Raw genomic sequence first — 13,776 nt, forward strand, 5'->3', positions numbered from 1 at the left:
TGCGAGGCCCATACGGCGCAGACAGCAGCGGATGCCACGGCTGCTCTCCGCTCAAGGGGTGCCTTCGTGAGCTGAGGAGAAGCCCGATCGGCCCCGGACGCCAGTGTTCCCGTTGGCAGTCTTATGCCGTCAAGTTTGTCAGGAGCCGTCGAGCGAGGGCTGCGCGATGGTGGGCGGCAGCACGGTCCGCGCCACCATCCTCTGTCGCACCTCGGCGAATGCTGGATCGCCCTGGTAGTTGTTGTGCCCGCGGATCGGTGTTGACAGTGGGTACGCAGCCGACCGGCCGAAGCTGAGCGGGTCCCTCAACTGGCGGTCCACCTCGGGACCTTCGTCACCGCCGCCGACCCGCACCGGGCCGCCGATGGGATCCGTAGACCGCCACAGATTGCGCCAGCTGTCGATCTCGCGGTGGAGGCTGAACAGTGCATCGTGTCCGAAGTACGAAGGAAAGAGCCGTCCGTACAGACGTTCCAACGGTGAGCCGTAAGTGAGCAGTGCGATGCGCCTCCGGTCGGCGGGGGGGAGCTGCCAGATCGCGGCGACCGCGAGCACGCTGCCCTGAGAGTGTGCGGAGACCACGATCCGACCACCCGTCTGCCGACACCAGGTCGTCATGCGCCAGGTGAGGTCGGGAACCGCCCGTTCCGAGTAGCAGAGCCGGGCGAACGGGTGCGCAGCACGCGGCCAGAAGGTACCCAGGTCCCACACGATGCCGAGGAGGCTGCGAGACGTCGGGGCCCGGGTCGCCCGGCGGCTGGAGTTGAGGAAGACGACGATTCCGGCGGCGATCAACCATGACCCGATCGCCTTCAAGGTGCGGCTCAATTCATCGACGGGCTGCGGCAGCCCGGCCGCAGCGTGGCCCGGGGGAGCGCCCGTTACATACGCTCCTGTGAGGGAGGCCGCGGTCAACAGCAGCAGCGCTGTGGCCACGGCGCCAAGCAGCAGAGGGATTGCATCGGTGACTGCGGCGCGCGCCCGGGCAGCGGCAATCTGGCGGGAACGCAGAGTATTACGCGGCTCGTCGGGGAAATCCGCGTGGATCTGCGCACGCAACGCCCGCCCCAGCCGGTAACTCCGGACGTACACCCAACCCGCGAGGACCAACAGGACGGCAAGCAGCACGGGGAGGGCGGACATCTGCCAGGTCACCAACGGCGGAGGTCCGGTGATGGCGTCATGCGGCGGACCGGAGGAACTCCGGTTGCCCAGCCAGTCCGCGAGCCCTTGGACGGCACCGGCGCCCATCATGTTGTACAGGGAGCAGGCGAGCATCACGGCGGTGGCCGGGGCCAGCCCCCGCAACAGGACATTCGGGGCGGGCGCGCTGCGGAACAGGGCCTGCCCGGCCCCGGCAAGGGCCACCACGGCTAACCCCTGGGCCAGGAGCAGCCCGCTGTACATGGTGTCGCTGCCCGGCAGCCGCCCGACGGAGTCCCACCCGGGCCTAGACCACATGGCGTAGCCGAGACAGAGCACGAGGACCACTGCCGCCGGGCCGGCGGAGACGAGTCGACGGTCCAATGCCATGTCGATCCGGTCCTCGGCCGGACCGCGGCGGCACACTACCCAGACCACGGCCAGGCCGTCTACCAGGATCAGCGTGTAGAGGAGCTGGCCCACCACGTTCAGCGCGGGCGGTCCCCCCTGCTGCCGGTCGAAGCGGTAAGGCGCGGCGACGAGCAGCCAGGCGACGGTGAGCAGCCCGGCTGTCGTGTGCATCGCGGTGAGCCGGGCTACCAGACGCTGTCCGTACCAGAATCCGGGCTTCGCGAGAGGCTGACGGTGGTACGGATCATCCGGGGCGATCGCCCGGTACGGCGGCTGTTGGGACTCATATATGTTCCAGTTGCGCTGGGACAGGCGCCACAGCAGAGCGATGAACACGCACGGCACCAGCGACCCCACGGCGAGGCGGCGACCGGGCTGTGACCACCAGCCCGCCGCCAGGAAGCCCATCCAGAAACGCTGACCGCCAGCGCATGCGGCGCTGCCCGCGCACTGCCAGGCGGCCAGGTCCATGGAGAGTTCGCAGATCGCCGTCACGACCATGATGGTGAGGCTGAGCGCGGCGAGCCTTACCAGGAGCCCATGCACCCGGATGGTGCGCCCAAGACCGCGCGCAGGCGGGCGCATCCAATGGGCGAGGTTTACGATCATGAAGGGCAGGAGCAGATACTGCAGCACCCGGCCAGGGCTGCTGCCCGGAGCGAGTCGGGACCAGGAGTACGCCTCCGGCACAGGACGGTCACCATAGTCTTCCGGTCGCCGCTCCGCGTCCACGTCTTCGGCTCTGCGATGCAGCGCTGCGATGTCGTCGCCTCCAACCTGCACGACGCGCGGGTCATCCAGCATCTGTTCGGGGGTGGCGCCGTCAATGCCGTGCACCAGCAGTTCGAGGACGAGGGGCATGTGCTGGGTCGGCGCTGGCTGCGAGCGCGGAGCCGAGGTCGGGGCCGGGGCGGGGGCCGGGGCCGCCGAGTTGAGCAGGGCGGCCCGTGCCCGGCGGGTGGTCTCGTGCGCGCGGGTCAGAGCCGAGCGCACCGCCTTGGCCCGCGGATGCCGCATCCCCAACGTGGTCGCCGAACGTTGGGCCGCGCGCTCGAGGACGTCGGTGAGCCGCTCCATGCTCTCCACATCGCCGTCCAGGGTGGCCGTCTCGTGCCGGGCCGAGGCCATGAGAACGAGCGCCTCCAAGGCCCGGGGATGGTCGTCGCCCCAGCGGTCCATCTGGCGCCGGCACAGCTCTTCAAGTTCGCGGGCCAGGTCGCGGGTCCGGTGGTCGATACCGTCCTGGCGTGCGGCCAGAAAGAGAACGGAGACGGCCCGCAGGAGCAGTTCGAGGCGCTGCCCGGCCTCTGGCAGGGAACGGCTCAGCGTCTGCGCCCGCTGGGCATGGGCACGCGCGAGCGGCCACTTCCCCTGTTCAGCGACGCACACGGCCAGGTTCGCATACGTACGCGCCTGCTCGGCGGGAGTATCCGCCGTCTCCAGTGCCGTCTCCAGCGCGGCCAGCGCCTCGTCGAGATGCTCGCCTCCCGCATCGACGAGGACGGTGGCGAGCCGGTTGTGCACCACACACCGATGCCCGGCGGGTACGCGACCCTCGCCGATCCAGAACTCCGCCACCGCCAGCGCCGTGTCGACCTCGCCAGCCAGATCCAGCTCACGCAGCAGCGTGACGAAATAGGCGAAGTCCCGTGCATCGCCAGGAGTGTTGAGGAGAGTGACGTCGGCGTCGAGCTCGTTGACGTACGCGCGCAACAGCTCCGCCGCCTGCGGGTCGCCCCGCACCGCGCGCTCGGCCGCGGCGATCCGCTCCGCCCATCCCGGGGCGGTGGTCTGCTCAGTCACCACTGGCTCCGCCGAGCAGCTGGTCGCCCAGCGTTTGCAGGGCCCGGGCACGCTGCTCCGCAGCCTCCTGCGGGGTGATGTAGCCGTCGTCCTCCAGTTGGCGCAGCCGCATCAGGAAAGCCTCGACGCCGCCTTCCGGCACGGCCTGCCGGGGCTTTCGTGTCGGCAGGGCGAGCTGCTTGCCGGTGACCGCGGTACGCAGGTGGGCGACGTCGAAGTACGGGAACCGTTCGATCGCGTGCAGCACCGAGGCCGCGAACACCACGTTGGTGTCGGGGGAGCCATCCGCGCGGCTGAGCTCCTGTTCCATGAGGATGCCAACAACGGGGCGCTCACGAGAGCCGGCCTCGGCCGGGTCGATGTCCACTGGGCTGCCGGAGTAGCCCGCGAAATCGTGGACCTCCTGGTCGACCGTCAGTTGCAGCCCCGTGAACTCGCCGCCTGACTCGCTCTGGTGACTGATCGGCGCATGAGTGACTTGCCCGCTCAGCCGGGTCTTCTCACCCGGCGGCCGGTAGGAACCCTTCCACGATATGTCCTGGCGGGGACGGTCCGTGGGCGGGGCGATCGGGAGGTTGTATGCGTGGGCGTTCACCACCGCGACGAGCGCAAGGTCCGCGTCCTCGATCCGGTCACACAGCCGCCCCGGCACCCGCTGCCCGTCCGCAAGCTGCAGATCCAGCTGCGCGTCATAGGAGGACACCCCCTCCACACAATGCAGCGCGGTCAGCACGAAGCCGCGCGTGACGAGGAAACCGGCCCCCAGATGCAGGTCACCCTGATCGATCTGCACCCAGTAAGACGTGATGCTCATGGAGCACCCTTAGTCCGTTCCACCGTGAGCGTCACCTCGAGAGACGCTTCCGCGGACGCCTTGGACAGGATGACGCCTGCCTCCGCCGCAAGGGTCAGACCGAAGGAGACCTCCATCCCGGTCACTGCCCAGCCGCGCCGCTCCGGCACCTGGTCCAGGGCGTCCTGGGCAAGGGCGGTAGCCTGCCGGATCGCCTCCTGCACTTCACCCGACCGCTCGCCCAGCGGCGACGCCGTCCGCGTCCTACCGCCGATCTGGCGGGCCCCACGCGAGTCGACCTGAACGGTCTCAATCAACACGGATGAGGAAGCATCCTGGTCTGCCATGCCCGTTTCCCCCTTGGATCACCCCATTGCGGAGCAGCGTAGTCCTGCCCCGCGGCTGACGAAGGGGTTCCGTTCCGAGGTCCCCCTGGTGCCCGGAATTCCGCCGGACCCGGCGCAACTGCCGTACGCGTGGTCCCACAGCCTTTTATCCGACGTAGGGCAACGAGGCAACGCCCTGAACGGCCCTCCGTGGCACCGTGCAGCTACAGCAGAGTTCGGCTGAGCATCGATTGACGGTGTGAGGTCCCGCGAGATCTTGGACAGTTTGGTCCCAAGAGACGCTGGACGTCACCGGTAGATGCTGGACAGTCGCTACTTCCTCGTGCGCGCGACCGCCTTGAACTGCCTGATCGGTTTGTCGCTGGTGCGGGCGTGGGTGGACAGTTCGACCTCGCCGTCCAGGACGCGGAAGACGGTGTCCTCGATGAGGATGGTCACGGCTTTCCCGGCGTGAGCCCGGCCGATCCGGAGGCGCTGGCCGCCGACCATCACCACGCCGTCCGCGGGCACGTTGCGCTGAGCCTTCATTGCCTTCGCCGACGGCGGGATGATCGCGGTGCGTGGGCTGCGGGCCCCGCTGATCTGGGCTCGTTGCTCCGGTGGGATGGGCGCGGGCAGCGTCTTGACCACGCGGCCGTCGGCGATGACGTGCATAAGCTGGGCGTCGAACCGCAGGGTGACCTGCTGTCCAAGAGCCCCCGAACCGACACTTGGTCGAGGAAGCCACGGGCCACTCAGGGCTGATTCCATACAAGCGTATAGCGCCAGAACAGCCGTCGTGGCAGCCGTGCGCCAGGGAGGACGTCTCTGGCTTCGCGGACGATGTCGTCAAAGGTCATGTCCGGTGGGCGAGTAGGGGCCGTCATGGAGACGGGCCGCTGCGAGGGGCGGCCCTTGTTCTTCAGCCAGCCCATGGCAGCGTTGGCCGGAATGGCGACAGCACCGAGCAGGTGGTCCACGGGGGTCTGGGCGCGAGACAGGCCGACGATCACCAGTGTCCCTCCCTGGGTCAGATGACGGCGGAAACGGGTGAGCGCCGGGGTGAACGGCAGGTGGTGGATCGTGGCGACGCACGTGATGACGTCGTGAGGGCCGGCAGGAAGCTCGGCTATTGCATCCGCGACGGTGAAGGTGACGGGGAGCCCGGAAGGAGTCAGCTTCTGGGCCTGGGCTGTGATCACCGGGTCGGAATCGACGGCCTGCACAGCATCGGCTCGTCCGGTCAAGAGCCTTGCAAGATCACCGCTGCCGGAACCGACGTCCAGGGCATGGCCGAAGCGCCTCGGCAACTGCCGCAGGATCCAGCGATGGTAGTGGGCGTTGTGATCCCAGGGATAAGCGGCGTTGAACCGTTCAAGAGCCCGCAGGACACGAAGCGACAAGATCTTCATCGCCCCAGTCCATCAAGTCCCTGCGGCATGCACACCCTGTTCCGGAACAAAGATCACTCGCTCTCGGGCTGCCGGACGCAGTCCGAGGAAGCGAGTAGAAAAACACCTACTGAACGAGTTCACCGTCTGGTGAGCGGGAGGCTGAGGATCCCGCGGTCGTGTCCGACGATCAGGTCCGGGCCGGCTATGGCCAGACAGGTGAGCGCCACGTCCAGGGCGATGTGCCCCACCGCGCCGGTCTCCGGTTCCCATACCCGCAGCCGGTGACCGTGCCGGGTGCCGGTGACCAGGACCGTGCGGCCGCCGTGCAGGGTGGTGGCGGTGATGACCGGCAGGCCCCCGGTGCCTGTCGAGGCGGGGAGACCGTCGCCGATCGGGGCACCGGTGGCAAGGTCCCACAGCATGACCACGCCCTGGTTGTCTCCGGTGGCCAGCATGGTTCGGTCGGGTGTGGGCACGGCCGCCGCGGCTGCCACCCGGTGGTCGGCATCGGCGAGTGCGCGGGCGCTCAGTTGCACGGCCGCGCCTGGTTCCCAGGGGTCGTCGACGGCCGGGTCCCACACGTGAAGGCGGCCGGCGGTGTCCGCGGCCGCGATCAGTGTGTGGCCGGCGGAGATCGGGATGGCGGCGATCGACTGGATCGGACTGCCATAGGGGTTGAGGCGCCCGACGCACTCACCGGTGTCCGGATCCCACAGGCGGACCGCGCCTTTGGGGGTGGCGGTGACGAGCAGGGTGCGGCCGTCGGGGACGGTCGCGGTACACATTCCGGTCACCCCGCCGGGCCAGTCGCCGGCCCGGTTCGCGGACCGGCTGTCCGGTGACGGGGTTCCACAGGGCGATCGTCCCGGTGTCGCCTCCGCTCGCCACAAGGACGCGGTCGTCGGGCAGGGGCAGGGCCGTCATGGAGCGGATACGGTCACGGTGTCCTGGCAGCGGGGCATGGACGAGCCGGGCGTCGGCCACGTCCCACAGGCACACCACGCCCGCGTCCCCGGCGCCGGCCACGAGCGTCGGCCGACCCGGGCGGGAGACCACCGCCAGCGCGTTGACACCCCCGGATGAACCGGGCGCCGAATCGGAGAACGCCGGCACATCGGAGAACACCGAGATACGGCCCCAGGGGGTGCCGTCGGCCGCGAGCACCGTGTTCCCGTCCTGCCGGAACCGAGTCGCCGCTTCACCTGTTCGTCCGGGCGCCGTCGACTCCGCCATGGCGGCCGACTCGTCGGAGTCCGCCCGCGCCTCCGTCGCGCGGTGCCGGGGGCGCGCACCGTCCGGGTTGTCCGCCAGGCCGTCGGCGATCGTCCACGTCTGCTCGCAGTCCCAGCAGCGGAAGTCTCCGGTGAGCGACATCAGTTGGCGGGCCAACTCCCTTGCGTCCTGTTGCGGGGTGCCCCCGACGGCGACCATGCCGGCGACCAGGCACAGGACGGCCTGTCCCGGTGTTTCGGGGGGTACCCCTGCCACCGCGACGTCGCGTGCCGCCCGCAGGAAGGGCTCCCACTCCTCGCCCACTGCCTCCTCCCGCAGTGCGGCAGCGACCTCGCCCCAGGGATGTCCTCCCTGTCTGACATGGGCGGGATCAGGGCGTCCCGGAGCTTCGGCGGGCGGACGTGCCGGGTCCGTGAAGAAGTCGGGGATCTCGGTATCGCTCCCGCACTCGGGACATATCAGCAGGAGGTCACCTTCCCGGGGATCGGGGAACCGCCACAGCGCTTCGCCCATGTGGTGGCCGGCGAAGGCCACGCAGGCGAGCACGAGGTGGGCGCAGACCTGCGGGGTGGTATCGGCGGCAAGGAGACTTCGGGTGGCCGCCCGCTCGGCCAGACGCAGTGCGGCGCCGAACCCCGTCTCGAGGTCGGCCGGGACGGGGGGCCTGTCCTCCGCGGTCACGATGCATCCCAAGTCCACCCAGACGTCCGCGGTCTGTCCCGGAGGCAGGGCCGCTGCCGCCTCGACGAGATGCGGCAGAGCCGCATAGGCCCCGTCGAAGACGGTCCCGTCGTCCATCAGGCCGCCGGCCAGGTTCGTCCAGGTCTGCCTCCATCCATCGCTGCTCCCGGTGGCAGCCGCGGAGGACAACTGCTCCAGGAGTGCTTTCACCTCTTCGACCTTCACACCGTCGAGGTCAAGCCAACGAGGGCTGTGCAAGGGCAGCGTGGGAATCATGGAACGAGTCTCGCAGGCAGCACTGACAATCAGGAGGCTGTCCCGGATCAGCTCATCATCCGATCGGCGACCACTGCCACGGAACGGGGCACGATCCGCTCCAGGACCGGCAGAACAGGATCCCATTCGCCCGCAACCGTCACGACCTGCGCGGCGAGCCTGCGGGCGTGGGACGGCTCGGACAACTCCACGAGTGCGGCCAGGGCGCGGGCTCGTGTCGCGCGGTGGGCGATCGAGCGGGTGAGAGCCTCGGCCCGGGCGTGATTGCCGTGCCGGGCCGTCTCCCGGACGACCGCGACCAGTGCCTCGCCCTGCGCCCAGCGGTCGTTGATCGAGTGGACGAGAGCCTCGGCCCAGCCTGGATCGCCACGCCGGGCCAGTTCCCGGACCACTTCGATCAGCGCCCTGTCCTGTGCCCTGCGGTCGTTGATCGTGTGGGCGAGAGCCTCGGCACCGCCCGTGTCACCGGACCGGGCCAGTTCCCCGACGACGTCCGCCTGCCGCGCCACGGACAGATCGGGGTCGAGACGGCCGGCGAGGGCCATGGCCCGCTCGACCTGCCCGTGCCTGGCCAGCAGGAGCGTCACGGACCTCAGCAGAATGTCGTGATCACGGCCGTCGCCGGTCTCGAGCAGTGTCTCGGCCCGGTCGGCAAGGGCCAGGACCACGTCCTGGTCGGCGCTGTGAACGACCGCGTCCAGCACACAGGCCATGTCCCAGGCGTCGAGCGGGGATCCGGGAGGCAACGGGCGAACGGCGGCCTCGTCCAGGTCTCCTTCCGGGACCACCATGTCCTGTTCGGCGGCTTCGCCGAGCACCCACCCGCATACCGTGCCCCCGGCGCCGACGGCCGGTCCGGGCGGGGTGCGCAGGAGAGCATCGAGCCGGTCCAGGTCTCCCGCCAGCGCCTCGCGGGCCAACACCGCCGCCAGGGGCCGTGGCTGGGACCACCCTGTCGAGTTGCGGGAGCGGGTGATGTCCTCCACGCGGTCGGCAAGTGCAGCGGCTCGGTCATGGTCACCGCTGGCGACGGCCACCTCCACGAGGAGGGCGAGCACCTGTTCCGTCCCGTCGGCGGCGTAAGAACTCACCACGTCGTCGGCGCGAGCGGCGAACCTGAGCGCCTCATCGATGTCGCCGCTGTCCGCCACCGCCTTCGCCAACAGGGCCCAGGCCCACCCCCAGTGGTGCGGGTAGCGGATCCTCTCCGCCAGAGCGACGGCCCGGTCACGCTCACCGGCACGGGCCCACGCCGGCACGAGGGCGACCAGTGCCTGCTCCCGCACCTGCCGTAGGGGAATCGACTCGGCCAGCGCCTGAGCGCCACCCAGGTCTCCCGCGCCCGCCGCGGCCTGAACCAGCGCCAGTAGTTCCGTACCCTGCTTGAGCTCGTCACTGATCGTGTACGCCAGCTCAGCCGCACGGACGAGGTGGCCGGTGCGGGCAAGCGCCCTCGGGAACCACCCACTGGTGAAACCGGTGCTCGAGTGCCTGCCGACCGACAGCCGCAGAAGGGTCAGCAGGCAGGGCTCGAACCCCCCTTGAGCGATATCCCTTCCCATGTCGTTCTCGGGTGCCAGGCCGCGACGTAGCTCCCGTTCCCGCGTCATGAAAAGCTCTGGCCCCCACTGGGCCAACCCCTCTGACATACCTGGCGCCCCCCTTCGAAGCCCCTCAACTGCGCACCTGCGCAGGCGGCCCAACAGTAACGGGGCCCCGACCTGACGGAGTCTCGCCAGTGGCCTGGCCGAGACGCTGGTCCCGTGGGGCGCAGGAGGGCGACAGCGCGCCCGCGCAGCTGAATCGCCGCACAGATCCACGCACCGCTGAGCCCGTTGTTTCAACAGGGCAGCGGTGAACATCGCGTGGCTCTCAGCTCGGACATCAGCTTCGACGATGCCTCGGCTGCGTGTTTTCCCCGATGTGGTGATCCCCAAGAGCATCTACAGTCGTCTCGGTCACATTTCTGGGGGGCGTATGAAATATCGAATGCTGACCGCGGGCGTGGTGAACCTGCTGATGGGAGACGGGGAGACAACTCCGAAGGGCATCGAGACCACCGCCCTGGAAATGGCCCGCATGGGCCGACTGCAGGGTGAAGAGAAAGCCGACGGTACGGTGACCGTACGGATCGTCCCGCAGACCGCCGACTCGGCACCGCTGCGGCCCGTCGAGGAACTGGTGGTCGAACGGATCCGCCGACGCTGCCGAAGCGGTGTCGACCGCGTGCCGATAGGCGCCCTCGGGCCAGGCGACGGCGACGAGTTCTGGGTATGGTGGCGCGGCTTTCAGAACAGTGTCCGCAACGAGGCGGCCGCCCTTGGCCTCATACGGCCGGCCCGGAACAAGTACGTGACGCTGCTGTATCGGGGTGCGCCCTTCGCGGCCTGGTTCGGCGCCCTGTGGGCCGGCGTTTCGTTCAGTCCCGAGTGGATGCGGATCATTCTCACAGTGGTCCTCGTGCCCAGCCTGTTCGGGCTGCTGCGGCTGTCAGACGTCCCGCTCGAATCCGGGCCCAGGTTGACGGCCGCCGGACGACAGGCCGCGCGCGAGTGGCGGACCCACGACCGCGCTGGAGAGCATCGGCTGCCCAAACGCCAGGTGGGGACGGCTGGTCCCGAATCGGCGCTTCCCGTACGCGAGCCGCAGCAGATCTGGTCCTCGTACGGCAGATCGTGGCACGTCGTGGAGGCCGGGCCGCTGGACACCCCGCGCTGGGGACACCTGTGGCAGCTCGTGCTGCTGGCCCTGGCCGTGTGCGCCGCCTGTGGCGCCCTGGTCGCGGTGACCCTGACCGCGCACCGCCCGGCGTTGGCCTGGGAATGGGACACCGCTCCGTTGCTCGCCGGCGTACTGCTGTGGGTTTTGTGGCTGCCGGCCCGCCGCCGGGTCCTGGCCGTTCCCGACGAGGCAAGCTTTCGCGGTGCCGTCATCTCACGCTGGGACTACGACACCCACTACGACGACCCGTACACGGATGTCACACACTACTGCTGCTCCATCGAGGACCCGGCGACGCGGAAAGCCTGGTCCTTCGAGGTCGACCAGTGGAGCCGGCCGATGTTCTCACGCGAAGCGAACCCCGAGCTCAAGGACCGGTTCCGGGTAGGGGACGTCGTCGATGTCCACTGCAGCCCGCGTCGGCGAAAGATCCATCAGATCAGTGTGGTCGAGGCCGTGTCGCGGACCGACTGACGATCAGATCCGCTCTCCGGCACGCACGCAGCCGCTAGAGGTGGGGGTCCCGAGGCACCTGCGGCCTGAGCGGGTCCTGTTTGGGGCTGAGGCCCTGCGCGGCGTCACAGCTCGCTGTCGGCGGTCACCGGGACGGCGTAGTACCGCACCGCCCCGGTGGTGTACTGCGCGGCCACCGTGACCGACCACGCGCCGTGACCGCGCTGCGTACTGCGCACCGCGGTCACGGACGCAGGCTGCGGCAGCGTACCCGCTGCCGGGCTGGGCAACTCGACGTCAGGCGCCATCGACTGCGCAAGCCGCGCCTGCGCACTCGTCTCATCGTCCGCACGGCTGCGCAGCCAGGCGCCGAGGAACAGTTGCGCATAGCCGCCCGGGTCGGCGGCGGCCGGCGCGGTGCGCACGCCGGCGGGCTTGGCCGCGCCGGCCGCCGGGATGGTGGTCGGGGTGGAGGCAACGGCGACGGCGACGCACAGGGCGATGGCGCCGGCCGCGATGACGGCCCCTATGCCGATTGGCAGATCGACTACGGCCCCACTGATCACGTCCTGGCTATGGTCTAGGTCTGCGGGGCGACGGTCCAACGGGCCGCGGTTCGTAAAACGTTCCGTCGCGGAGCATGACAAAACAGGATGTTGGCCCGGCGCCGGGCGAGGCAGAGCAGGCCCGGGTGTGGTGCTTGCCCTGGGCGATTGTCTTGTCGTAGTCGGTCCGCGATGCCGGTCGCCCAGGGCGGCGAACGCGGAGAGGAAGAAAGCACACGCGGGCTCCTGCCCCCGCTTGCGCGCAATCACAGCGCCCTCCGTGCAAACGGGCAATCTGCCGCAATCTTCGGGCGCAGCGGCATCAATCATGCGCATGCTGGACCTCCAGCCAGCGCAGATGGAGGGCGACATGACGCTGAGGTTCATCGGCACCACATCAGAGAACGGCAACTGCCCCACCCTGTACGAGGTCGTGGAGACCGGTGACATCGTCGTTCAGGGCGACCGGCTCACCGACCCCGAACACCTCGACCAACTGCGGGACGTGAAGGACTGCGAGACCTTCGTCGTCGTCCCCCGCGAGCTCCTCACACGCTTCACACCCCGCGCCACCGAGCCTCAGGTGAAGGAGTAGCCCGCGTGCCGGACCTGATCCCGTTCGACGAGATCACCCACCTGTTCACGGACTTCGAACACACCGCCTGGCGGCTGGAGACGCAGCGCGGCTACGCCACCGACCGCGTCAGCCCGAACTGGGCACGCTTCCAAAACGGCGCCACCTTCGACTACGACCCCGCCAGCCCGTGGCACGCCGGCATCCGCAAGCAGACGGAAGCCGGGAAACGGATTGGCAGGGTACGCATCGTCGACGACCCGCCGACGGAGGGGCAACGCTTCCTCCTGGCGACCGGACTCGGCAACGTCGCCGCAGGCGAGGACATCCGCAACTTGTGGCGCGCGGACGCCATACGCCTTGACCTGCCGGACTTCGACTTCTGGCTCTTCGACTCCCGCACCGTCGTCAAGTTCGTCATCGACGAGCACGACGTGACGGTGGGGGTGCACGTCCTCGAGGATGCCGAGAGCGTCGTACGCGCTTGCCAGGCCCGAGACGCCGCCGTCCACTTCGCTGTCCCTACCAGCCAGTTCCAGGGGCAGGTACCGTCTGCCAGGTGAGCACCGATTACCAGTCTGGCCGTGAGGCCCTCGGTGTGCGGCTGCGCGAGCTGCGCGCCGAGGCCGGTCTCCAGGGCAAGGACCTTGCCGAACGGCTCGGCTGGCAGCGCTCCAAGGTCTCCCGGCTGGAGAACGGGAAGCAGACCGCGTCGGCCGCCGACCTCGAGGCCTGGGCGCGTGCCCTCGGCGCTCCCAGCGAGATCCCCGATCTACACAGCCGATTGCGGGGGCTGGAGTCACAGCAGCGTTCCTGGCGCCGCCAGCTCGCCACCGGCCACCGGGCCGTGCAGGACCGGTACGTCGCCGAGTACCGGCGCACAGCGACGATCCGCGGCTACGAGGCCACCGTGATCCCCGGGCTGCTCCAGACCCCCGAGTACGCCCGCCATGTGCTGATGCAGAACGCCGAGTTGATGCAGTCGCCCCGCGACACCGACGAGGCCGTGAACGCCCGCATGCGGCGCCAAGAGGTGCTGTACGACAGCGGCAAGACCTTCCGCGTCCTTATCTGGGAGGGCGCCCTGCACGTCCTCGTATGCCCGCACGAGGTGATGGCCGGCCAACTGGATCGGCTCGTCGGCCTGATCGGCCTGAGCCAGGTAGAGCTGGACATCGTCCCGTTCGCTGCCCGGCTGAAGCTCACCCCGAAGCACGGATTCTGGATCTTCGACGAACAGCGCGTCGTCGTCGAGACCATCAACACCGAGGTCACCCTGGAGTCCGAGGAGGACGTCGCCCTCTACGGGCGGGTCTGGGAGCGCCTCGCCGAGTCCGCGGTATCCGGCCAGCAAGCGCGGCGGTTGATCGGCCGTGCACGGGCCTCCCTCGACCTGAATTGAGCAATCGGGCCCAACCCGCCA

Annotated in this window: 13 protein-coding genes and 1 pseudogene; 4 read left to right on the forward strand and 10 right to left on the reverse strand. The window is 69.4% G+C overall.

The window, feature by feature from the left end; all coding sequences use genetic code 11:
- Nucleotides 1-138: 138 nt before the first annotated feature.
- From ABZZ74_RS42995 to ABZZ74_RS43030, 8 genes are all read right to left on the reverse strand, one after another.
- The gene (locus tag ABZZ74_RS42995) at nt 139-3,357 is read right to left on the reverse strand and encodes a tetratricopeptide repeat protein (RefSeq protein WP_356949574.1); all 3,219 of its coding nucleotides are present in this window, start codon (nt 3,355-3,357) and stop codon (nt 139-141) included.
- Complete coding sequence (locus ABZZ74_RS43000) at nt 3,350-4,171, reverse strand: serine protease (RefSeq protein WP_356949575.1); 822 nt, start codon at nt 4,169-4,171, stop codon at nt 3,350-3,352. Before ABZZ74_RS43000 ends, ABZZ74_RS42995 begins: the two co-directional genes overlap by 8 nt.
- Entirely contained in the window at nt 4,168-4,497 is a 330-nt protein-coding gene (locus tag ABZZ74_RS43005; RefSeq protein ID WP_356949576.1) for a CU044_2847 family protein, read from the reverse strand. Before ABZZ74_RS43005 ends, ABZZ74_RS43000 begins: the two co-directional genes overlap by 4 nt.
- Before the next feature lie 312 nt (nt 4,498-4,809).
- Complete coding sequence (locus tag ABZZ74_RS43010) at nt 4,810-5,151, reverse strand: hypothetical protein (protein ID WP_356949577.1); 342 nt, start codon at nt 5,149-5,151, stop codon at nt 4,810-4,812.
- Between the two features lie 80 nt (nt 5,152-5,231).
- Nucleotides 5,232-5,888, reverse strand: a complete 657-nt coding sequence (locus tag ABZZ74_RS43015) for a class I SAM-dependent methyltransferase (RefSeq protein WP_356949578.1) — start codon at nt 5,886-5,888, stop codon at nt 5,232-5,234.
- Nucleotides 5,889-6,007: 119 nt separating this feature from the next.
- Nucleotides 6,008-6,655: a hypothetical protein gene (locus tag ABZZ74_RS43020; RefSeq protein ID WP_356949579.1), complete on the reverse strand. Its 648-nt coding sequence runs from the start codon at nt 6,653-6,655 to the stop codon at nt 6,008-6,010.
- Nucleotides 6,564-8,060, reverse strand: a complete 1,497-nt coding sequence (locus ABZZ74_RS43025; protein WP_356949580.1) for a hypothetical protein — start codon at nt 8,058-8,060, stop codon at nt 6,564-6,566. Before ABZZ74_RS43025 ends, ABZZ74_RS43020 begins: the two co-directional genes overlap by 92 nt.
- Before the next feature lie 47 nt (nt 8,061-8,107).
- The gene (locus ABZZ74_RS43030) at nt 8,108-9,622 is read right to left on the reverse strand and encodes a hypothetical protein (RefSeq protein WP_356949581.1); all 1,515 of its coding nucleotides are present in this window, start codon (nt 9,620-9,622) and stop codon (nt 8,108-8,110) included.
- 427 nt (nt 9,623-10,049) lie between these two features.
- On the opposite strand from ABZZ74_RS43030, the gene ABZZ74_RS43035 reads away from it, so the two are divergent.
- Nucleotides 10,050-11,255, forward strand: a complete 1,206-nt coding sequence (locus ABZZ74_RS43035; protein ID WP_356949582.1) for a hypothetical protein — start codon at nt 10,050-10,052, stop codon at nt 11,253-11,255.
- 104 nt (nt 11,256-11,359) lie between these two features.
- On the opposite strand, the gene ABZZ74_RS43040 is transcribed toward ABZZ74_RS43035, so the two are convergent.
- Nucleotides 11,360-11,800, reverse strand: coding sequence for a hypothetical protein (locus ABZZ74_RS43040; protein WP_356949583.1), 441 nt, complete (start codon nt 11,798-11,800; stop codon nt 11,360-11,362).
- A 7-nt stretch (nt 11,801-11,807) separates the two neighbouring features.
- Nucleotides 11,808-12,013: pseudogene (locus ABZZ74_RS43045) on the reverse strand (IS110 family transposase); the annotation flags it as partial.
- Nucleotides 12,014-12,149: 136 nt separating this feature from the next.
- On the opposite strand from ABZZ74_RS43045, the gene ABZZ74_RS43050 reads away from it, so the two are divergent.
- From ABZZ74_RS43050 to ABZZ74_RS43060, 3 genes are read left to right on the forward strand one after another with little or no spacing between them, the layout of a single operon-like run.
- Nucleotides 12,150-12,374, forward strand: a complete 225-nt coding sequence (locus ABZZ74_RS43050) for a hypothetical protein (RefSeq protein ID WP_356949584.1) — start codon at nt 12,150-12,152, stop codon at nt 12,372-12,374.
- Nucleotides 12,375-12,379: 5 nt separating this feature from the next.
- Nucleotides 12,380-12,916 carry a DUF6879 family protein gene (locus tag ABZZ74_RS43055; RefSeq protein ID WP_356949585.1) on the forward strand — a complete coding sequence of 179 codons (537 nt, stop codon included), beginning with the start codon at nt 12,380-12,382 and terminating at the stop codon, nt 12,914-12,916.
- Nucleotides 12,913-13,755: a helix-turn-helix transcriptional regulator gene (locus ABZZ74_RS43060; RefSeq protein ID WP_356949586.1), complete on the forward strand. Its 843-nt coding sequence runs from the start codon at nt 12,913-12,915 to the stop codon at nt 13,753-13,755. Before ABZZ74_RS43055 ends, ABZZ74_RS43060 begins: the two co-directional genes overlap by 4 nt.
- Nucleotides 13,756-13,776: the final 21 nt, after the last annotated feature.

The sequence above is a fragment of the Streptomyces sp. NPDC006476 genome (assembly GCF_040612015.1).
In the GTDB taxonomy this organism is placed as follows: domain Bacteria; phylum Actinomycetota; class Actinomycetes; order Streptomycetales; family Streptomycetaceae; genus Streptomyces; species Streptomyces griseorubiginosus_B.

What these genes read in the sequence shown, in the direction of transcription:
- ABZZ74_RS43000 (WP_356949575.1), bottom strand. Translation starts at nt 4,171, where the DNA reads ATGAGCATCACGTCTTACTGGGTGCAGATCGATCAGGGTGACCTGCAT.
- ABZZ74_RS43025 (WP_356949580.1), bottom strand. Translation starts at nt 8,060, where the DNA reads ATGATTCCCACGCTGCCCTTGCACAGCCCTCGTTGGCTTGACCTCGAC.
- ABZZ74_RS43020 (WP_356949579.1), bottom strand. Translation starts at nt 6,655, where the DNA reads ATGTGTACCGCGACCGTCCCCGACGGCCGCACCCTGCTCGTCACCGCC.
- ABZZ74_RS43035 (WP_356949582.1), top strand. Translation starts at nt 10,050, where the DNA reads ATGCTGACCGCGGGCGTGGTGAACCTGCTGATGGGAGACGGGGAGACA.
- ABZZ74_RS43030 (WP_356949581.1), bottom strand. Translation starts at nt 9,622, where the DNA reads ATGGGAAGGGATATCGCTCAAGGGGGGTTCGAGCCCTGCCTGCTGACC.
- ABZZ74_RS43010 (WP_356949577.1), bottom strand. Translation starts at nt 5,151, where the DNA reads ATGCACGTCATCGCCGACGGCCGCGTGGTCAAGACGCTGCCCGCGCCC.
- ABZZ74_RS43050 (WP_356949584.1), top strand. Translation starts at nt 12,150, where the DNA reads ATGACGCTGAGGTTCATCGGCACCACATCAGAGAACGGCAACTGCCCC.
- ABZZ74_RS43005 (WP_356949576.1), bottom strand. Translation starts at nt 4,497, where the DNA reads ATGGCAGACCAGGATGCTTCCTCATCCGTGTTGATTGAGACCGTTCAG.
- ABZZ74_RS43015 (WP_356949578.1), bottom strand. Translation starts at nt 5,888, where the DNA reads ATGAAGATCTTGTCGCTTCGTGTCCTGCGGGCTCTTGAACGGTTCAAC.